Raw genomic sequence first — 20,170 nt, 5'->3', positions numbered from 1 at the left:
TCCGCCCTGGCTATGCTGTTCTCCCTGTAGATAGTGCAGCTAAACAGAAGCGGGAAACATGACGCAGCCAGCGCCCGGTTGGTATCCAGATCCATCCGACCCTGCAAAAAAGATCTATTGGGACGGCACCGCATGGTCCGCCCCTGTTGTCACGACTTCGGCGTCCAGCCCCGGACCAAGCAGGCAAAGAGCGGTTGCGATCGGCGTCTGTGTGCTCGTTGGCATCGGATTGGCGATGTCCATGCAGTCGGTCAGTCTCCTGACCGGCTCTGGCCCGATCTGGACAGGAGTCGGAGTCGTCGGAGCAGGCGTGGCTGTTGCTTTCTTCTTTGGTGCGGCGAAGTGGGTCCGTGTGGTCGCGGCAATCATCTTGGCACTCGCGCTTGTCAACGCTCTCTACATCGAGAACCAGATGTCGAACAAGCGCGACGAACTATCGCACATCTTCGACGACTAAATTGTCCGATGTCGCATGTTGAACCGTCCCGGGTTTGATGCCGCTTCCTTCCTTGAGAACGATGCCGTTGACAGTTCGCAGGGTGTGATCTGACGACCATTCAAGGTGTGATTACCGACTGGTCAGCCCAGCCACTCCGCTACCAACGCATCACAACCCGCAATAGGTGAACACCTCTCCATCCATCCATCTATGCCCACAGACACATCGACCCGACCGACCCTCTCCTCCATCCGCCCGCCCGTCCCTCCCAATGCCCACTCCACCATCGATCCGTTCCATCCATCCCGCACAAAGACATCCATCTACGCGCAGCGCCCCAGGCCGCCCAGCATCCGTTCGGTCGGCTGGCTGGCGCATCCAGGCTGGCTGGGATGGCTCGGCAGTGGCCCCGACGCCGCCTCCTCTCCCGGTTCGGGTACTTTGCGGGTTGGCCGACCTGACCACCACACCGATGGGGTGCCCGTGGCCTCGCGGTACCAGACGCGACGGCGAGTTCATCGATTGGAATACCCCACCTCTGTCCAGCCTCCGGCACTCGTTCGTGGCCAACCACTCCGCGAGGATGTCCTGCACGGTGGGATCGACGATGCGGTCGGGATTGTTCTCGACAACCGGAAAGTACGCACCACACCACCGACGAGTTCGCCTGTGGCGCATGCCGAGCGCTCTCAGCGTACGTCGGAGCCGAGCCTACGTGCGCCGCGCCGCAGATCCGTGCTGGTGCGGTGCACGGCGAGGTCGGCGAGTTCCGGCGCGTGCCGCTTGACGATCTCCCGCATTCTCGTTTCCGCGAGGGGGCCGAGGTTGTCGTAGATCTCGACGAAGTGACGTCGTGCCGCGTCTCTGGGCCACGGGCTGGGCAGGACTTCGGCCGGCAGATCGGGATCGATGTCGGCGAAGCTTCGCCACCGGGCCATCACCTTGGTCCTGACGATAAGGGCGTCCGCGGGGGTGGTCTGCTGCTCGGTGACTCGTGTCCGCAGCCGGGCGGTGTCGGCCACGAAACTGTCGTACTCGCGAGCAAGTTCGGGCAGATCCCACGCTTGTACCGGGTCGCCGCTGAACGAGGCACTCTTCGTGATTCGGGCGCGACTGACGGTGGCGCGGTCGACACCGACAGTTGCCAGCACAGCGCAGGCTTCTTCGGTGAGATCCCACGGCGATACCCAGACGCCGTCGTAGAGGGATCCGAGGCCAAGCGTTCGCAACCGGGTGCGGAGGGTCCGCCTCAGCTCGCGTTGGTCCTCCGGTACGGAGAACATCACGAAGGTCCAGAAACCGTCCCAGGCCCGGTCTCCCGAACCGAATCGAAAGATGCGGGTGAGCCGTTCCATGGTCAGGTCCTCGGTTTTGGGTGGGACGCCGTAGAACGTGGTCCGGCCGACTTTCGAGACGGTGACGAGTTCGCGCGCGGCGAGTCGGCGGATCGCGGCGCGCGCGGCCTGTTCGGCCAGTCCGAATTCGGCGAGCAGGTCGACCAGTACCCGCGAAGGTAACGGCTCGCGGCGCCAGAACCAGTAGTCGCCCAGCAGTGTCGTCAGGAGGCGCTGGGAATTCTGGTACTGCGGTCGCATCGGGCTGTCACTCACCGTCACAGAGTATCGGTGGTGGTCGGGTGGTCGTCCTCCTACAAAGAGTCAAAAGAAAAGGATGCATACCAGCGCCCGTTCGGGGTAACATTTGTCGCGTATTGAGAAAGGAGGCCGCCCGCACAACCAGTGTTCACGGTGGCGGATCAGATTGACCTGCCCTGCGCCCAGTGAAGGGCAGGGGTTGTTTCCGCGCGCCCTGATGCCATTTGTCGATCCGGGGAGTATCGTCACTTTTATGACGAACGTAACGGATTCGCATTATGACGCCGCCGCTGGAGTGAAGGCGCAGAGCGTCCTGCTGACGGTCCTCGGCCGCTACGTGCTCGGCCGCGACGTCCTCGTCGGTACGTCGAGCGTCCTCGACGTCCTGACTTCAGTGGGCGTCGGCGAACATGCCACCCGCTCTGCGCTCGACCGCATGGTCAGACGCGGTCTCCTGACAAAGCACCGCCACGGACGACGCACGTATGTCGGACTCACCTCGCGAGCGGAAGCCATCTTGCAGGACGGCCACGTCCGGATCTGGCGCACCGGCGCCGTCGAGAGCAGCTGGGACGGAACATGGACCCTTCTCAGTTTCAGCTTTCCCGACTCCTGGCAGAAGCAGCGCCACGAACTCCGGGCACGTCTGCAGTGGGCGGGGTTCGGCTCCCTTCAAGGAGGACTGTGGGTTTCACCGTCTACACGCGATGTCACCGATGTCCTCGACGGTGTCGAGGGCAGTGACAAGGTGCGCGTGTTCTACAGCAGGGCCGAGTCCGGGATGGACGTGCCCGCAATGCTGCGTGACGCCTGGGACATAGCGGGTATCGCCGACCGATATGCGCAGTTCCTCGACCGATGGAACGACCCGGGCAGTCGTGCGGGCGGCGCGCTGGCCACCCAACTGGTTCTGGTCACCGAGTGGCTCGAGGTAATTCGTCAGGACCCTCGATTGCCACTCGAGCACCTGCCCGCGGACTGGCCCGCGGCGCCGGCGCAGCGCCTGTTCCGCGCGCTGCACGATCAGCTCGACCCGGTCGCCCGGATGGAAGCCGGAGAACGCCTCGATCTGCGGGCCACGAACTCGGAGGCGTAGCAACTTTCGTCATATCGTTGACGGAAGTCATGTATTGAACTAACTTCGTCCTTGTTGCACGCATCACTTTCCGGCTTCAGGGACTGTTGAGTCTCGGGGCCTCTCGACCACCAAGTGAGGGACCAATGAGGCTCACTCGTTCAAAGACCTTCTGCGCCGCCGTCGCGCTATCGGCGCTGGCGCTGGCCGGGTGTACGTCGATCGATCAGAGGACCGCCGACACCGAGAAGCTGTCGGGGCCGGGCGCCAACGCCGGCGTCCTGTACGACCAACTGCCGCAGGCGATCAAGGACAAGGGTGAGATCGTCTTCGCCGGCGACTCGCACCCCCCATACCGGACCGTCGGACCGGATGGCAAAACGCTCACCGGGATGGACCCCGACGTCCAGCAGGCGCTGTCGGGAGTGCTGGGAATTCCCGTCCGGACGGAGATCACCAGCGGTCTTCCCGCCATGCTCTCCGGGATGCTCTCCGGCCGGTATGACGCCTTCAACGGCCCTGTGAAGGCGACACCGGACCGGCTCGCACAATTCGACGGTGTCCAATGGTTGACCAGCCGCACCTCCTACCTCATCCCGATGAACGGGGGCATCGACGCCGAGAACGCCGACGCGCTCTGCGGGACCCGGTCCGCAGGGGTCGTCGGATCCATCACCGAGGAACAGGTCCACAAACTGTCCGATTGGTGCGCCGCCAAGGGGCAGCCGGGGGTGGAGTTCGTCGGTCTCGCCGACACCAACGCGACACTGCTGGCAGTGCAATCCGGCCGGGCCGATTCGGCGGCGCTGACACAGAGCGGTGCGATCGATACGGCAGCGGCGCAACCGAACACGTGGCGTACCGTCGCCCAAACCGAGGAGCAGGGCGCACTCGCCGACCAGCTCGTCCTCCTGACACCGAAGACCAATGAACTCGGACCGGTCTTCTACGAGGCGTTCAAGTTGCTGTTCGAGGACGGGCAGTACCAGGAGCTGGTGAAGAAGTGGCAGCTCGAGGACATCGCCATTACCGCTCCGGTTCTCAACCCCACCCCGGCCGCATGAACCCGCGCCTGTCTGCCCCCGTCATGTCCGAAGAGCAGGGAAACTCGATGACCGCCCCAGTGTCCGCGGAACCTCACACCAGACCGAGACCCGAAGAGTTCGACGTCGCCCGGGCCCGGCCACGCCTGCGCCCCGCCCGGTGGATCATCTCGGTGATCCTCCTGGTTCTGGCCGCCCAATTCGTCAACTTTGTGGTGACCAACGAACGGTTCGCCTGGGACATCGTCTGGGGCTACCTGTTCTACCCGACGGTGCTGCAGGGTCTCGCGATGTCGGTGTTCATCACCATCGTTGGCATGACGGTCGGATCGCTGTTGGGCATCGCTCTCGCGGCCGGCCATGCCAGTGACTTCTGGCCCGTACGAATCGTGTGCCAGGCCTATGTCGGCGTCTTCCGCGGCATTCCGCCGCTGGTGCAGTTGATCTTCTGGTTCAACCTGGCCTACCTTCTGCCGGAGATTTCCGTGGGAATCCCGTTCGGACCCACGTTCGGGTCGTGGTCGTCGACCGCACTGATCAGCCCGCTCACCGCAGCCCTGATCGGCCTGAGCCTGCACGAGGCCGCGTACATGTCCGAGATCATCCGGTCCGGGCTCGGCGCGGTCGATGCCGGCCAGCGCGACGCCGCACGCGCCATGGGTTTCACCCAGTGGCGGACCTTCTCGCGCATCATCCTTCCGCAGGCCATGCGCGTCATCGTTCCCCCGACCGGAAACCAGTTCATCTCGCTACTCAAAGGCACGTCCCTGGTCTCGGTGATCGCCATGACCGACCTCCTCTTCTCCGTGCAGCTGATCTACAACCGCACGTACCAGGTGGTTCCGCTGCTGCTGGTGGCCTGCATCTGGTACCTGGTCGTCGTCTCGCTGCTCACTTTCGTGCAACGCCGACTCGAACGCCGGTACGGCAAGGGCCAACGCCGTGACGAGGGCGCTACCACCTCCTGGCGCACCACATTTCTTCGAGGAAGGGCCTCGCGATGACCGACCGAACTACCCCCGTAGTCCGGGTGACAAACCTACGCAAGACTTATCACGGCACGACCGCGCTCGACGGAGTGGACCTCGAGGTAGCCGAAGGTGAGGTCGTGGTGATCCTCGGCCCCTCCGGTTCCGGGAAATCGACCCTGGTCCGCTGCATCGACCAACTCGAGAAGATCGACGGCGGCGCCATGTACCTCGACGGCGAACTGCTGGGTTTCGCGCAGCGGCACGGAGCCCTGCGCCCACTCACCGACGAACAGGTCGCCCAGCAACGACGACGCATGGGAATGGTGTTCCAACAGTTCAACCTCTTCCCGCACTGGACCGTGCTGCGCAACATCACCGAGGCGGCCGTCGCGGTCCACGGGTTCTCGCGTGAGGACGCCCGGGTCCGTGCCGAGACGTTGCTCGAGAAGGTCGGACTGCCCGACAAGGCGCAGGCCCACCCTCGGCAACTGTCGGGTGGGCAGCAGCAGCGGGTCGCGATCGCGCGGGCGGTGGCCACCCGTCCGCGAGTGTTGCTGTTCGACGAGCCGACCAGCGCACTCGATCCCGAGCTGGTCGACGAAGTGCTCGGTGTCATCAAGGATCTCGCCCGAGCCGGGCTGACGATGATCGTTGTCACCCACGAGATGGAGTTTGCTCGACAGGTCGCTGACCGCTGCGTGTTCATGGTCGCGGGCAAGGTGGTGGAGCAGAACACCACCGAAGAGTTCTTCGAACGCCCGCAAAGCGAACGCTTGCAGCGATTCCTGAGCCGATTCACCCAATCGCTGACAGCAAGCCGTGAGCGTGAACTCGTGAAGGAGTCGCAGTGAGCCGGACCTGCACCGTCATGGCTGTCGGTGACCTCGTCCTCGACGAGCCCGACCCCGCCTCTTACTTCGCGCCGAGCGCACACCTGTTCCGGTCGGCAGACGTGGCCATCGGGCACATCGAAGTGCCGCACTCGACCAGCACCGTGCAGGCGAGCACTGACGTGCCGGCCCCGCCGGCAGACCCGCAGGCGCTCGAGGCGGTGGCAGAGGCGGGGTTTGATGTCGTCACCCTCGCGGGAAACCACTTCTACGACGTCGGTACCGAGGGTGTGCTCGACACCATCTCCTACTCGCGCAAGGCCGGCCTGCGGACCGCAGGCGGAGGGGGGAACCTTGCCGAGGCCCGGGAGCCGGCTGTCACCGAGGCGGCCGGACTGCGCGTCGGGGTACTCAGCTACAACTGCGTCGGACCGCGCGAGTCCTGGGCGGCGTCCCAGAAGGCTGGCGCCGCGTATGTGAAGGTGCTCACCCACTACGAACTCGACTCCGCCACCCCGGGTGGACCGCCGACCGTCTACACGTTCGCGGCACCGGACAGTCTCGCCCAGATGAAGGCGGACATCACCGCGTTGCGACCCCAGGTCGACGTCCTCGTCGTCGCATTGCACAAGGGAATCGGGCATACCCCGGCGGTCCTCGCCGACTACGAGTCCCCGGTGTCCTACGCAGCGATCGACGCAGGCGCCGACCTGGTGATCGGGCATCATGCCCACATCATGCGCGGCATCGAGTTCTACTGCGGAAAGCCGATCTTCCACGGGCTCGGCAACTTCGTCACGGTCACCCATGCGCTCACCCCGGTCGGCGGAGACTCCGCCGAACGCCGCGCGTGGGCCGCCCGCCGACAGGAAATGTTCGGTTTCAGCCCCGATCCGGCGATGCCGTCCTACCCCTTCCACCCCGAGAGCCGCAACACCGCCGTCGCGACGTGCACCTTCGACGCCGACGGCCTGGTCGCCGCCGGCTTCGTTCCGTGCTGGATCGACGACGACGCGCGACCGGTGCCGCTCACCGCCGACGATTCCCGCACCGAGAGCGTCGTCGAGTACATCGAGACGATCACCCGCGCAGCCGGTTTCGACACCGACTTCCACCGCGACGGTGACCTCGTGATGGTCACCGCACCCACTGCACAGCAAAGGATCCGATAATGGCTCAGCGACCCCTCGAAGGGAAGGTCGTCCTCGACCTCACCACCGCACTGGCCGGGCCGTACGCGACTCTGCTCCTCGCCGGTCTCGGTGCCCGCGTGATCAAGATCGAGAACCCCGAGCGCGGTGGGGACGCCGCACGCAACAATTCGCCATACGTCACGCCGGACGGGTTGTCGGTGAAACGCACCAGCGCGGACGACATGTCGGTGTCGATGCTGTCTCGCGGACGCAACAAGGAGTCGATGACCCTCGACCTCAAGAACCCGCACGGCAAGCAGGTCTTCCTCGACCTCGCCGGGCAGGCGGACATCGTCGTCGAGAACTACAGTGCCGGTGTCACCGCGCGACTGGGAATCGACTACGCGGCCGTCTCCGCCGCCAACCCGAGACTGGTCTACACCTCCATCAGCGGGTTCGGCAGTCAGGGCGGCCCCGGCACCGGCAAAGCGATGGACACCATCATCCAGGCGCTCAGCGGCGTGATGATGACCGCAGGCAGCCCCGGCGACGCCCCCATCCGCTTCGGTCTACCCATCGGCGACCTCGTCGCGCCCTTGTTCGCCGTCATCGGCACCCTCTCGGCCGTCATCCAGGCTGACAGCACCGGTCGGGGACAGCACGTCGACGTCTCGATGCTCGGTGCGCTGACTTCCATGGTGGCCGCGGAGCCCTTCGACGCCTTCGAGATGATCGGACTGCCCACCCGCACCGGCGCACTCGTGCCGCGGCTCGCCCCCTTCGGCACCTTCGAGGCGGAGGACGGCTACTTCGCCATCTGCGCTCCCACCGACGGATTCGCGCACGGAGTCCTGACGGCGATCGGGCGCCCCGACCTGATCACCGATCCCCGATTCGCTCGGCGCGACGGCCGCGTCCACAATGCCGACGATCTCCACGCGATGATCGGACAGTGGGCGGCCGACAAGCCCCTTGCAAAGGTGATCACGGACCTCGAAAGCCACGGTGCGCCATGCGCGGAGGTTCGCTCGCCCCGCGACGCAGTGCGCGACCCCATCGTCGTCGAACGCGGTGAGGTGGTACCTCTGACACACCCGACCTACGGAAACGTGGTCGAACTGTTCGGAAGCGGGCTGCCGATCACGATGTCCGGCAGCGAGACCACGCTCGACCGTCCCGCGCCCGCGCTCGGTGAACACACGACCCAGATCCTGGCAGATTTGCTCGGGTACGACGAGTCGCACATCGCCGACCTCGTCGAGAGTAAAGCGCTGTGACGGCGTCCTCTGCGTCTTCGGCATCGTCCGCATCGGCGCGGCTGCGCAGGCGCTACGACAGCCGGCTCGATCGTGCGCGCGCCGCCGCGGCCGACGGGACGGCGGTGATCGGGGTCGTCGGAGCGGACGTGCCGCCCGAGATCCTCGAGTCCTGCGGTGCACTCGCGTACCGGCTGTCCAGCGTCGACCGGTCACCCAGTCCCGAAGCCGTCACGCTGCTCGGGGGTGCGGTCGACGCGACCGCCTACTCGATCCTCGACCAGATCCTCGCGGGGGACGTCGATTTCCTCCGCGGACTGGTCGTGTCGCGGGACAGCCAGGCGTCGCTGCGCGTGTTCTACGTACTGCGTGCGCTGGCGGCGCAGGGCCGTCCGGTGCCGCCCGTCCACCTGCTCGACGTCCTGCATCTGCGTCGGAAGTCGACGCGCAGGTACAACACGAGTCAGATCGCCGGACTCGCCGAGACCATCACGCTATGGACTGGCCGGCCGCATACGCTCGAAAATCTTCGTGCAGCACAAACTGTCCGGGCCCGCCTCGGATGCCGACTGGTCGAGGTCCGCGAACGACGGAGATCGGCCATCCCGACAGTGTCGGGTGTCGACGCCCTCCGGTTGTTCGCGCTCAGCCAGTCCGCGGAACCCACTGAGTGCATCGCACTGGCGGAGGCGTTGCTCGCGGACCCGTCACCGATCCCGGCGGGGCCGCGCGTCTTCCTCACCGGCAGCCCACACGACCACGACCACGCCTACGCCGCGCTCGAGTCGGCGGGTGCGCGGTTGGTGGGCGACGACCACAGCTGGGGTGATGCGGTGGCGGACCTGTGGCCGGTGCCGGCCGCAGGTGACGACCTCGACAGTGCCCACAGCGCAATCGCGTTGCATCGCCTGTACTGCGGGGTGATGGCGCAGACGTCGGGGTTGACCGACCGGGCCGGCTATAGCGCCGAGGGTGTGCGGCGCGCCGCTGCGGATGCGGTCCTGTCCCTCGTCCGCCGCAACGATCCCGCACCGGACTGGGACTTTCCCGCACTGGTCCGGGAAGTCGGTGAGTGCGTGCGCACGGAGAAAGTGGCCGGGGGTGGTCGTACCTGGCCGGACAGGGAACTGGGGGAAGCCCTCCAACGGCTGACCCGGGAAGATTGCGAGGTATCCGCACGATGAGCGCAGCACATACAGCGTCACCGGAGCGGCTGGCCGCAGCGACCGCGGCCACCGCCCGCCAGAAGGAGTGGTTCGCGCAGATGCGAGCCGAGGTGGCCGCCGGCGCCCCGCTTGCGCTGGTCAACGCGGACGCACCTCAGGAAATCCTGCGCGCGATGGGGATCCCGTACGTAGTCAACCAGTGGTGGGCGTCCGTCGTGGCCGCCAAACGGTTGGGCCCGGCGAGCCTGAACACCATTGCCGGGCTGGGCTATCCGGACGACTCGTACCAGTACGACGCGATCGGACTGGGATCGATGAACCTCCCAGCCGAGCAGGCGCCCTGGGGTGGGCTGCCCCGACCGGACTTCGTTATCGCCGAGAGCAGTGGGGACGCCACCCGGAAGGTGTTTGACCTGTGGGCGCAGCATCCGGAGACCGAGTTCTTCGCGTTCGAGCGATCTTCGGCGACCACTGCACCCGACAATTGGTGGGACCTCGTCCCGCATCGGTGGGATCAGGCGTACGCTGCCGACCGATTGGACCTGATGACCGACGAGAATTGGCAACTCGTCGAGTTCCTCACCGAACGCACGGGTCGGACGTTCGACCTCGACCGCCTCGCCGCCGTGATGGATCTGGTCAACGAGCAAGCCGAGTGGAACAGGCGGACACGGGACCTGATCGCGTCCTCCCGTCCCACTCCCGTTTCGGTCAACGACAGCATCCCGGCCGTGATGATCCCGCAGTGGCACCGCGGCAGCGAGTGGGCGCGCGACGCCGCACGCGCGCTCTATGAGGAGGTCGAGCAGGCCGTGTACGCGCGCCGGGCCGTATGCCCGGACGAGCGGGTCCGCCTCATGTGGATCGGACGCGGTCTCTGGTTCGACCTAGGTCTGTACCAGCGTTTCCAGGATAAGTACGGGGCCGTCTTCGTGTGGTCCATGTACCTGGCCATCGCGGCCGACGGCTACCCTCGCTACGGGGACGACCCGATGCGGACCCTCGCCGCCCGGTTCGTCGGGTTCACCGACCAGCTCTACACACCGCCGTGGTCGTCGCAGTGGTACGTGAAGGAGGCGCTCGCCCATGGAGTCGATGCGGTCGTCCACCTCGTGGCCGACGACGTGCCCGGGGGGACCTTCACCACCGCGGCACTCGAGCAAGCCGGAATTCCCGTACTCGAAATCAATGCCAGTAACGCGGATTCGCGCGGCGACACGGCGACGGTAGTCGAGAACGCGATCGGCGGCTTTCTCGAGAGGAGAGTCCTCGGCTGAGGCCCCGATGGCTTCCCTCGTCCCGCCACCGCTCCGTCGGCGCAACTTCGCCCTCTATTTCACCGGCCAGATCGCCTCCAATACCGGTGTCTGGTTCCAGAACCTGGCATTGAGCCTGTGGATTGTCGAGGAAACCGAGAGCGCCCGCGCACTCGCCCTCGTCACGGTATGCCAGTTCGCACCGATCCTGCTGCTTTCCGCCGTGGCCGGTGCTGCCGCGGACACGTTCCGTCCCCGGTCAATCCTGTTCGTCACCGCGGCACTGTCCTCGCTCGCCGCGGCGATGCTCGCTCTTGCGGCGAGCTCCGGCATCGACCACCTTCCCATCTTGCTCGCAATCGTCGCGTTCTCCGGGGTGGTGCAGGCGTTCGACCGCACGGCGGGCCAAGCATTCCTGTTCGAACTCGTCGGAGCACGTGAACTCGGGGTGGCGGTATCGCTCAATACCGTTGCCCTGTCGGCGGCCCGGTCGATCGGCCCGGGCATCGCCGGCATCGCCTACGCAGTGGCCGGTCCGGCCACGTGTTTCGGCATCAACGCCGCGACCTACGGATTCGTGATCCTGGCGATGTGTTCGATGAACGCGAAGCGGTTCGTGGCGCGTCCCGTTCGACCCGCCGACTCGGACGAAGCGCGCAGTGCCATCGGCACATTACTGGCCGACCGGACGTTGCGGAGACTGTTCGCGACCAACGTCGCGGTGACAGTGCTGGCGATGAATTTCATGGTGGTCGTCACGGCGATGGTGACCATCAGCCTCGACGCCGGTGCCCCGCAGCTCGGTGCCGCGCACGCACTCAATGCGGTCGGCGCGGTCGTGGGTGGACTCGTCGTCTCCACGCTGGCCCAGGTGCGTCTCCGCGTCGTCGCACTCGCCACCATGGTCCTCGGCGGCGCGCTGGCCTGCGCGGCACTGTCTCCCAATATTGTTGTTTTCCTTGTTGTTTCACCCATTATCGGTCTAGGGTTGGGTGCATTCCAAAGCTCGTTGGGCAGTGCCGTCCAGACCCTGAGCCCGTCCCATCTTCTCGGCCGGTCCTCGGCGCTGCTGACCATGAGCAGTGTCGGTGTCGCCCCCGTCGGGGCGATCATCGCCGGTTCGATCGTCGACGGTGCGTCCGCGCGCTGGGCAATGGCCGTCGGAACACTCGCCTGTCTGGTGTGCGGTGCGGTCCTCGCGCGCACGCCGCGCACTACCCGTCCGCGCACTCGCACGGACGACAAGCGTCCTGCCCGAAGCTGACGTTCGGCCGGCTGGACGCGTTCCCGCAACGTCCTCGGAGGAAATGATGTCGAGAATTCGCTGGTTTCTCGCCGGTCTGATCGCAGTTGCCGTCGTGGCCGGCCTGGCGGTGGTCGTGCCACGAATCGGTGAAAGTGGGGAGATTGCAGCAGATTTTGCCGAGTACGCGCCCACCCCGCAGTTCACCGAGCGCACCACCGAGACGTTCTACGTTCCGATGAGCGACGGAACGAAGCTGGCGGTCCTGCTGCACAGGCCGGCCGAAAACGGGCAGGCTGTCGACGGACGGTTCCCGGTGATCTGGCATCACAAGCTCGACATCTATCCGAGCCCGAAGGACGGTGTCGGCCCGAAAGAGGCCGGTTACTCGAACCTCACGTCCATGTCCGACCAGGGCTACGTCGTCGCGCAGGTCGCACGCCGCGGTAACGGGCAGTCGTTCGGGGTGCGCCGCGGATACCACGACCGCGTGGAGGCGCAGGACGCCTATGACGTCACCGAGTGGCTCGCCACCCAACCGTGGTCGAACGGGCAGGTCGGGGTCTACGGCTGCTCGAACACCGGCGATGCTGCCATGCACGCCGTCAGCATGCGTCCGCCACACCTGAAGGCGGCCTTCGCGGGCTGCTTCTCGTGGAACAAGTACGACGCCATGCGCCGAGGCGGCATCGCCGCACAGTGGGGATACGGCCCCACACGCAAGGTAGAGGACGATCTTGCACTGACCCCGGTCTCCGGCGACGACGACAAGACTCTCCTGCGCCAAGCCGCCGAGCAGCACCAACTCTCCACCCCGCTCGCACAGATGTGGGCAGGTATGCCCTACCGCGACGACTACTCGACGCTGGTGGGATCCCGCTTCTGGGCCGAAGGCAGCCTGAGCACCTACGCCGATCAAATCCGGGAGTCACAGGTGCCGCTGTACATCGTCGGCGGCTGGCGCGACGAATTCCGCGACCAGGGCATCGTCACGGCACTGAACACCTCCGGATCGAAGCTGCTGATCGGTCCCTGGCGGCACTGCGAGAACCCTGGTCTGGCACTCGTTCAGGAAGCGCAGCGGTTCTTCGACTTTCACCTCAAGGGCATCGACACCGGCATCGACGAAGCACCCCCGATCCGATACGCCATAGTGGACTCCATCGACGACCCCACCGGTGACATCGGCTGGCGCACAGCCGAATCGTGGCCACCAACCTCGTCCGGGCTCACCGACTTCGCCCTCGGCGGCGACGGCGTCCTGGGTTCCACCGCGCCCGGGACATCGCGATTCACGGTCGACACCGTAGTGGAGTGCCCCGACGCCGGCGAGGGTTCTACCGTCCAGCCCTGCCACGTCCCCGGCGCCGGGGCCTCGTTCGTCGGGGCAGCACTCGAGAAGGACACGGAGGTCACCGGCACCCCGATCGCCGACGTGACCGTGCGCGTTGACCGCGACGACGCCCACATCTTCGCCTACATCGAGGATGTCGCACCGGACGGCACGGTCTCCGTGATCACAGAGGGCCGACTCACCGCATCGCTGCGCGCGGAGACCGAGGCACCGTACGAACTTCCCGCGGAAGTGCCGTTCCACCGGTCGTACCGGGAAGACGCGCAACCGCTCACACCGGGCGAGGCGACCCGGATGCGGTTCGACATCCTCCCGATGTCGTACGTGTTCCGCGCCGGCCACCGCATCCAGGTCACGGTGACCGGTTACGACCACCGCGAGACGATCCCGCTGCCCGATGCACAAGGGTCGACCGTCGAGATCGTGTCCGATCCGAGCTCCCCGTCGCTCGTCCAGCTTCCCGTCGCTCAGTCCTGACCACTTCAGACTTGAAGGAGACAATATGCGCTACAACCATCTACGGGCGGTATCCGCGCTGGCCGGATTGTCAATCTTGGGAGGCCTCGCCCTGACCGGGTGCTCCTCGGCAGAATCTACGGCGTCGGCGGAGGAACCCGCAGCCGCCGCCTCATCGCGGGACGACTACCACGCGACGGTGCGGGAAAGGACGAACGGACTCGACGGGCACACCGTCTACCATCCTGCTGACCTGAGTGCGTTCCCCGACAGCAGTGTGCCCGTCCTCGCGTGGGCCAACGGGGGCTGCCGGACCAGCAACATCGCGGTCACCAGCTTCCTCAGCGGGGTGGCCGCGCAAGGTTACATCGTGATCGCGAACGGTGCGCTCGACGAGTTGCCGGTCGACCAGCTCCCCGATGACACCCTCGCGCGACCGGATCGGCTGACCGATGCCATCGACTGGGCCGTCGACTCCGACGAGGCGGCCGAACAATTGGGCCACAAGGCCGACAGCGACAAGATCGGGGTCATGGGCACGTCCTGCGGCGGCGTCGAGGCGCTCCTGGCCGCGGCGGATCCGCGCGTGAAATCGGTAGCGGGACTGAACACCGGCTTCTTCCCCAATAAGCGATTCGGGTACGAGCGGAACGCGCTAAACGACATCACGGTGCCGACACTGCTGTTCAACGGCGGGCCGGCGGACCAGGCGACGAAAAACAGCGTCGAGAACTTCGACCTGCTCACCGTTCCCACCGTCCTGGTCAGTCAGGAGACCGCCGGGCACAGTGGCCTCACCTACGGGCTCAGCGGCACCGACACCAGCGCGCAGATGATGATTGCCGGCTACGGCATGGTGGCCGACTGGTTCGATTACACCCTGCACAACAGCGAACCGACGAAGAAGCAGTTCGTCGGCACGGACTGCGGATTGTGCACGGAGCCGGGATGGGCAGTGCAGACGAAAAACCTGTAGACGGTGGTGCCGAAGCGTACCGCAATCGACGTCAGGGCTCGAGGCCCGTACCCTCCGCCGGCAATCGCCAACGTGCGGTTCCCGGCAAGGGTCGGTACATCGGAGGGCGGTCGCGCTTGATGACCGACGTGATCGGCGATTTGTAAGCCGACACCGACGCGACCGCTGTGTCTCCGCAGAGCGGGGTGGTGCATCCCGAACGTGCAATGCAAAAGTGTACTGAGCTGCGGTGTCGACTTAGTCGCACGTAATGAATTTCTACGTCACTCACCCCACATACTGGCAGAGACCTACAGGCCCCTCTTCAGCCGTGAGGTGTGCAGACCTCCGGTGACACGACGGTGAGGCAGTCCACTCCCCCGCGCGGCCTCATCGGCGGCTCATGAGAGTCAAGTGTGCGGAACTGCCCGCAGCAAGCCGGATCAGGTGTGATTTGAGGTCCCTCTTGCGTGTGATTACTGGTCAGTCAGTTCGTGGAGCTACCAAGGCCCGCATCATCGCTCGCTATAGGTGAACACCCCTCCGCCCATCCATCCATCCACGTTCGTGACCGGATGGGGCCTCGTCGACGCATCGGTGTCACCGCATGCGACACGCGAGCACAGAAAACTGTCACCTTCCTCATGGACGCCACCGACGGCCCAAACGTCCACGCGAACCGAATCTCGCTGTCCGCGGCCGACGCATCCAACACCGTCGAACTGATCTTCAACGGACACGACGTTCTCCACGCATCAGTCATCCAGGCCCATCTCGGGTGTTTCAGACGTCCGTTCCGGCGCTGAGCTGCGGAGATGACGTGGTCAGCCGTACGACACCCGCGACCGGACCCCAAGGCAGCCCTAGGGCCGTAGAAGCTGGCGCAGGACACCCTCCAAACCGCCCTGCACTGAAGGGTTACCGGTGTCGCTCGGCGTCCTGCCGAGCGACACCGGCGCGCGCAGTTTTCGGTGGACTGCGCTCGATCCACCCGCATGAGACCCGCTCTTAATTGTCTGGTCGGTTCACGAGCTGACCATCTTTGACGACGGCTTCGAGGTAGCGATCCGGTTGAGCCAATACGACTGCGTCCTCGAGGGGATCCGCATCCCAGATGAGCAGGTCGGCGTAGGCGCCGGGTGTGAGAATTCCGATTTTGTCGGGCATTTGGAGCAGACGTGCCGCGACTGTCGTGGCGGAGCGAATGATCTGAGTCGGTGACTGCACCTTGCTGCGGATGCGGAATTCCTCGCTCTGATACTTATGCATGCCTCCCAGGAGGTCTGACCCGAACGCGATGTTCACGTCGGCGTCCGAGGCTCGCCGCAGAGCATCGATACTGCCTTCGAGCACTTCTGCGACCTTCCGCCAACTGGTTTCCGAAAGTCCGTGTTCGCGACCCTCGCGTTCGAGTGCCCAGTAGGTGACCAGAGTGGGCACAAGGTAGGCGTTCAGTTCCTTCAGTAGGACGATGCTGTCATCGTCGAGTAGGTTGCCGTGTTCGACGCAGCGAGCTCCGGCGCGTAGTGCTCGGTTGATGGCGGCCGGGGCGTAGGCGTGGACGGTCACGTATGAGCCGACGGCGGTTGCTTCTGCGACAGCCGCTTCCAGTTCCGGTATCGAATACTGAGTCGAGTTGATGTGGTCGGTCGGCGAGGCGACACCGCCCGATGCCATGAGCTTGATGTGGTTGGCGCCTCGGCGTAGTTCCTCTCTGACCGCCAAGCGGACGTTTTCGACGCCATCGACGACACGACAGGATCCACCGCAGTAGGGATGGTCGTCGGATGCCTGAACTCCTGGGGAGCGCTTGTCGCCGTGGCCGCCGGTCTGGCTCAGTGCCTTTCCTCCGAAGATCAGGCGCGGGCCGCGGATCAGTCCTTCGTCGATCGCGCGTGCGAGACCGAAGTCGGCGCCCCCGACATCGCGGACGGTTGTGAACCCGCGGGCGAGCATGTTTCCGAGGATTTGTGTGGCGCCGGCGGTGACGTAGCTCGGTGGCAGCGTTCTGAGCAACGTGGTGTCGGCGGTGACCGCGGTGGAATGGACGTGGCAGTCCACGAAACCGGGGAGAATCGACCGGCCACGCGCATCGATTACGGCGCAGTCAGGCGGTGGCTCGATGCCTTGAGCCATTTCTACGATCTGTCCGTTCCGGGACAGTAGATCGACCGAGGCGTATCCCGTGCAGTCTTCGGTGAGCACGTTTCCGTTGCGAACGAGCAGGTATGACACCTGTTTCTCCCTTTTCGAGGTGAGGCTGCGCGCCACGATCGGCGCGTGCGGGGCGGTTATCGGACGGGGTATCCGGGTCCGAGGGGAAGGCCGAGGATCCACCACATGACAAACAGCAGGACCCAGCCGAGGAACATCGCCATCGCTATCGGGGCGGTCATGGCGGCGAGGGTTCCGATTCCGGCATTCTTGCGGTACTGCTGGACGAATCCCAGGGCCAGGATGAAGTAGACACCCATGGGTGTGACGACGTTTGAGCATGAATCAGCGATGCGATACAGCGCTTGTGTCGTCTGCGGGGGAATGTCGAGGAGCATCAACATCGGCACGAAGATGGGTGCGATCAATGACCACATCGCCGATCCGCTGGTAATGATCAAGTTGATCAAGCTGACGAGGATGAGTAGTCCGGCCGCGATCACCAGGGTGTGCGCATCGGCGGCCTTCAGTAGGCCTGCGCCCTGCACCGCGATGACCTCGCCGATGTGGGTCCATCGAAAGTACGCCAGGAACTGGGACACTGCGAAGAACAACATCACGATCGGCGCGATGTCGCGCAGACCCGCCGTGATCAGCTCGGGTATGTCGCGGCTGGTACGCACCGTTCCCACCGCCATGCCGTAAATGGCACCGGTGACGGCGAACATCAGCGACAACACGACTGCAATCTCGGATACCACTGGGGATTCCAGCAGTGCGCCGCCCTCTCCGCGCAGCGGTGACCCGGACGGGAGCAATGCCAACCCGATCAGCATGAGCAGTATGGCGGTACACACCGCACTGTTACGCAACCCGCGCCGCTGGTCCGCGGTCAGGCCGCGCGCGTTGATTTCGTCCTCGGTCTCGGCAGGCAGGTCGTAACCGTCTTGTTCGACGCGTTTGGCGATGAACAGTTCGACGACCAGCGTGATGATCAGGGCAAGTACTACTGAGGAGGCGAGGGAGAAGTAGTAGTTCGCGACCGGCCCGACTGTGACCGCGGAGTCGATTGTGTGCGCGGCCGCGGTGGTCAGGCCGGACAAGATGACGTCGGTCGGAGTTATCAGTGGGCTGGCATCCGTGCCGGCCGATATCGACACGAACGCGACCACGATACCGAGGATGGGGCTGCGACCAACTGCCCGATACACGATGGCGCCCAACGGAATCAACACGATATATGCAGCATCGGACGCGACATGCGCGATCATGGCGGTGAAGGCCAGCCCGAAAGTGACCATCTTGGGCGGCACCCGCAGCACCGCCGCACGCAGTGCAGTACTCAGGAGTCCGGCTTTGTCCGCGACCGCAACCCCGATCATGATGACCAGCGCGTTTCCCAGAGGCGGGAAGGTCACGAAATTCTCGACGGCAGTGCTCAGCGCCATCGTGATTCCGTCCGACGATGCCAAGCTGCGAACGGCAACCGTGTCTCCGCTCCCGGGCATTGCAACGCTCACCGTGAAGGCAGCAAGCAGGGCAGATGCCGCAGCCAGGACCAGGCTGAGAATCCCGAACAGCCAGAACGGATGTGGAAGCTTATTTCCCACCCGTTCGACAGTGGACATGAACCTCATCAAGGTTCCAGTCATGAGCCCGTCGCGTCGGTCAACAATCTGCACGCTTCCTCCACCCTTTCGAATGCAACAATCAGCAACTTTATCGACCTTTGGAGAAACGTCAACCCTCTGGTAGTCAATTAGTGCATCATTCAGTCATGACAGTCTGGTTGACTGAGTAGGGCATCGACACGCGCTCCACTAAGATCGACGGTGTGCCCGACCACGAACGCCTCGACGAAGGCATCAACGAAACCGACCTGGACCTCATAGCCGCACTGCAGTGGTCACCGCGTGCCGGCGTCCGGGACCTCGCCGAGGTTCTCGGCGTCAGTGCCGCGACGGTCAGCCGACGCCTGAATCGCCTCATCGACAACGGCCACCTCCGGGTGGTCGCCCAGATCAATTGGTCCGCCCTGGACGAGGTACCGCCACGCTATGTGTGGATGTCCGCGGAACCGAAACTGGTTGCGTCGCTGGCGGCCGAAGTCTCGCAGCTGGAGCAGACGCAGTACGTGGCGATCACCACCGGGCCGAGCGACATCTTTGCAATCGTTCAACCGCGAAACCGCGCGGATGGTGCGGATCTGCTGATCGATACACTCAGCGGCCTCGACGGCCTGGTCTCCAGCCGCACCGACACCGTCCTCAAGTCCCACAGAACAGCAGCGGAATGGCGGCTCAATCGACTCAGCCGGGAACAGTGCGATCGTCTCCAAGGCACTCGTGTTTCCGAGACGGTTCAGTCCGCGACACTGACCGAAGAAGCGTGGAGGGTGGCACGCCTCGTGCGACGAAACGGACGGATCGGGGCGACCGAGGTCGCGCGGGCCCTCGACCTTCCGCAGTCGACTGCGTACCGGGTGCTCCTGGGTCTCCTCGACCGGGGAATCGTGACGCCCCGCGTCGAAATCGAACCCGGGCTGATCGGCTTCCCCATCGACGCGCTGATCAATCTGACCGTCCAACTCGGTGAACTCACCACCATCGCCGGAATACTCAGCAAGCATCCCTCGGCACGATCGGTCGCGACGGTGGCGGGAACAGCATCACTGACCTATATCGGAAGCTTCCGTTCCGAGCAGGACGTCGAGCGATTGATAACTGACGACTTGGCTAGCCTGAGTGGAATCAACCACATCGAAGTCTCCATGGTCCAACGAGTCCTCAAGCGGTACTGGATTCGCCGAGACGGGGTGCGACTTCTCGACGATGCCCTGAACTTTCCGTCGGTCAACGATGCCATCGCCGACCCGAGATCGGTCGGCAACCTCGACTGAACAGCACTGCTGCGGCCTTCGCTCGAAGATCGCCGGGAAGGTCCGGCGCCACCGGCATTCGTCCCGCCGAACGCGCGGCCGCGACAGCGGCGACCCGCGAGTAGGTCAAATCTATTGTGCAGCCGACGTTTCCTACTACCCCTGGGCGCGATGACAGATGCGGTGCGGCCGCTGGTGCACGGTCTGGCGTTGATACACCTCGACGGCACGTTCGATGCCCTCGCCGCCGAGCCCGTTGCCGACTGGGTCCGCGCCGCGGTCATGCCATCCTCGCGAATCGGACTCGTTTGCGGCCCCGTCCGCCACACAGCCATGGCCTCACCTACCCCATACCGATTCGAGGCG

The 20,170-nt window shown here is 65.0% G+C and carries 16 protein-coding genes; 13 read left to right on the top strand and 3 right to left on the bottom strand.

Annotation, left to right across the window (positions count from 1 at the left end; translation table 11 throughout):
* Nucleotides 1-58: 58 nt before the first annotated feature.
* Complete coding sequence (locus ACLIVD_RS08445; protein WP_283333383.1) at nucleotides 59-457, top strand: DUF2510 domain-containing protein; 399 nt, start codon at nucleotides 59-61, stop codon at nucleotides 455-457.
* A gap of 671 nt (nucleotides 458-1,128) precedes the next feature.
* Here the strand turns inward: ACLIVD_RS08445 and ACLIVD_RS08440 are convergent.
* Nucleotides 1,129-2,055 (bottom strand): PaaX family transcriptional regulator, encoded by a 927-nt coding sequence (locus ACLIVD_RS08440; protein ID WP_491932257.1) that lies wholly within the window; start codon nucleotides 2,053-2,055, stop codon nucleotides 1,129-1,131.
* Between the two features lie 232 nt (nucleotides 2,056-2,287).
* Here ACLIVD_RS08440 and ACLIVD_RS08435 point away from each other — a divergent pair, with 232 nt between their 5' ends.
* The 11 genes from ACLIVD_RS08435 to ACLIVD_RS08385 all read left to right on the top strand — a co-directional run bounded on the left by ACLIVD_RS08435 (nucleotide 2,288) and on the right by ACLIVD_RS08385 (nucleotide 14,793).
* A complete protein-coding gene (locus ACLIVD_RS08435) occupies nucleotides 2,288-3,130 on the top strand; it encodes a PaaX family transcriptional regulator (RefSeq protein WP_283333381.1) in 843 nt (280 codons plus the stop codon).
* 125 nt (nucleotides 3,131-3,255) lie between these two features.
* Nucleotides 3,256-4,173: a transporter substrate-binding domain-containing protein gene (locus tag ACLIVD_RS08430; protein ID WP_283333380.1), complete on the top strand. Its 918-nt coding sequence runs from the start codon at nucleotides 3,256-3,258 to the stop codon at nucleotides 4,171-4,173.
* A gap of 47 nt (nucleotides 4,174-4,220) precedes the next feature.
* Nucleotides 4,221-5,156 carry an amino acid ABC transporter permease gene (locus tag ACLIVD_RS08425; protein WP_283333379.1) on the top strand — a complete coding sequence of 312 codons (936 nt, stop codon included), beginning with the start codon at nucleotides 4,221-4,223 and terminating at the stop codon, nucleotides 5,154-5,156.
* Nucleotides 5,153-5,974: an amino acid ABC transporter ATP-binding protein gene (locus ACLIVD_RS08420; protein WP_283333378.1), complete on the top strand. Its 822-nt coding sequence runs from the start codon at nucleotides 5,153-5,155 to the stop codon at nucleotides 5,972-5,974. The genes ACLIVD_RS08425 and ACLIVD_RS08420 overlap by 4 nt, the downstream gene beginning before the upstream one ends.
* Complete coding sequence (locus ACLIVD_RS08415) at nucleotides 5,971-7,125, top strand: CapA family protein (RefSeq protein WP_283333377.1); 1,155 nt, start codon at nucleotides 5,971-5,973, stop codon at nucleotides 7,123-7,125. The genes ACLIVD_RS08420 and ACLIVD_RS08415 overlap by 4 nt, the downstream gene beginning before the upstream one ends.
* Complete coding sequence (locus ACLIVD_RS08410; protein WP_283333376.1) at nucleotides 7,125-8,363, top strand: CaiB/BaiF CoA transferase family protein; 1,239 nt, start codon at nucleotides 7,125-7,127, stop codon at nucleotides 8,361-8,363. The genes ACLIVD_RS08415 and ACLIVD_RS08410 overlap by 1 nt, the downstream gene beginning before the upstream one ends.
* Nucleotides 8,360-9,526, top strand: coding sequence for a 2-hydroxyacyl-CoA dehydratase family protein (locus ACLIVD_RS08405; RefSeq protein WP_283333375.1), 1,167 nt, complete (start codon nucleotides 8,360-8,362; stop codon nucleotides 9,524-9,526). Before ACLIVD_RS08410 ends, ACLIVD_RS08405 begins: the two co-directional genes overlap by 4 nt.
* Nucleotides 9,523-10,785 (top strand): 2-hydroxyacyl-CoA dehydratase family protein, encoded by a 1,263-nt coding sequence (locus tag ACLIVD_RS08400; RefSeq protein ID WP_283333374.1) that lies wholly within the window; start codon nucleotides 9,523-9,525, stop codon nucleotides 10,783-10,785. The genes ACLIVD_RS08405 and ACLIVD_RS08400 overlap by 4 nt, the downstream gene beginning before the upstream one ends.
* A 7-nt stretch (nucleotides 10,786-10,792) precedes the next feature.
* Complete coding sequence (locus ACLIVD_RS08395) at nucleotides 10,793-12,028, top strand: MFS transporter (protein WP_283333373.1); 1,236 nt, start codon at nucleotides 10,793-10,795, stop codon at nucleotides 12,026-12,028.
* 46 nt (nucleotides 12,029-12,074) lie between these two features.
* Nucleotides 12,075-13,838, top strand: a complete 1,764-nt coding sequence (locus tag ACLIVD_RS08390) for a CocE/NonD family hydrolase (protein ID WP_491932255.1) — start codon at nucleotides 12,075-12,077, stop codon at nucleotides 13,836-13,838.
* Between the two features lie 25 nt (nucleotides 13,839-13,863).
* Nucleotides 13,864-14,793, top strand: coding sequence for a poly(ethylene terephthalate) hydrolase family protein (locus ACLIVD_RS08385; RefSeq protein ID WP_283333371.1), 930 nt, complete (start codon nucleotides 13,864-13,866; stop codon nucleotides 14,791-14,793).
* A 987-nt stretch (nucleotides 14,794-15,780) separates the two neighbouring features.
* Here ACLIVD_RS08385 and ACLIVD_RS08380 read toward each other — a convergent pair.
* Together ACLIVD_RS08380 and ACLIVD_RS08375 are read right to left on the bottom strand one after the other, a co-directional pair.
* A complete protein-coding gene (locus ACLIVD_RS08380) occupies nucleotides 15,781-17,007 on the bottom strand; it encodes a metal-dependent hydrolase family protein (protein ID WP_491932254.1) in 1,227 nt (408 codons plus the stop codon).
* Between the two features lie 56 nt (nucleotides 17,008-17,063).
* Complete coding sequence (locus ACLIVD_RS08375; RefSeq protein WP_491932253.1) at nucleotides 17,064-18,554, bottom strand: AbgT family transporter; 1,491 nt, start codon at nucleotides 18,552-18,554, stop codon at nucleotides 17,064-17,066.
* Nucleotides 18,555-18,760: 206 nt separating this feature from the next.
* Between ACLIVD_RS08375 and ACLIVD_RS08370 the strand changes: the two genes are divergently transcribed.
* The gene (locus tag ACLIVD_RS08370; protein ID WP_283333368.1) at nucleotides 18,761-19,825 is read left to right on the top strand and encodes an Lrp/AsnC family transcriptional regulator; all 1,065 of its coding nucleotides are present in this window, start codon (nucleotides 18,761-18,763) and stop codon (nucleotides 19,823-19,825) included.
* The last annotated feature ends 345 nt before the right edge of the window (nucleotides 19,826-20,170 follow it).

The sequence above is a fragment of the Rhodococcus sp. G6(2025) genome (genome assembly GCF_058628105.1).
Note: the sequence above shows the minus strand (reverse complement) of the source record. Positions and strands in the feature narration are given on the sequence as shown.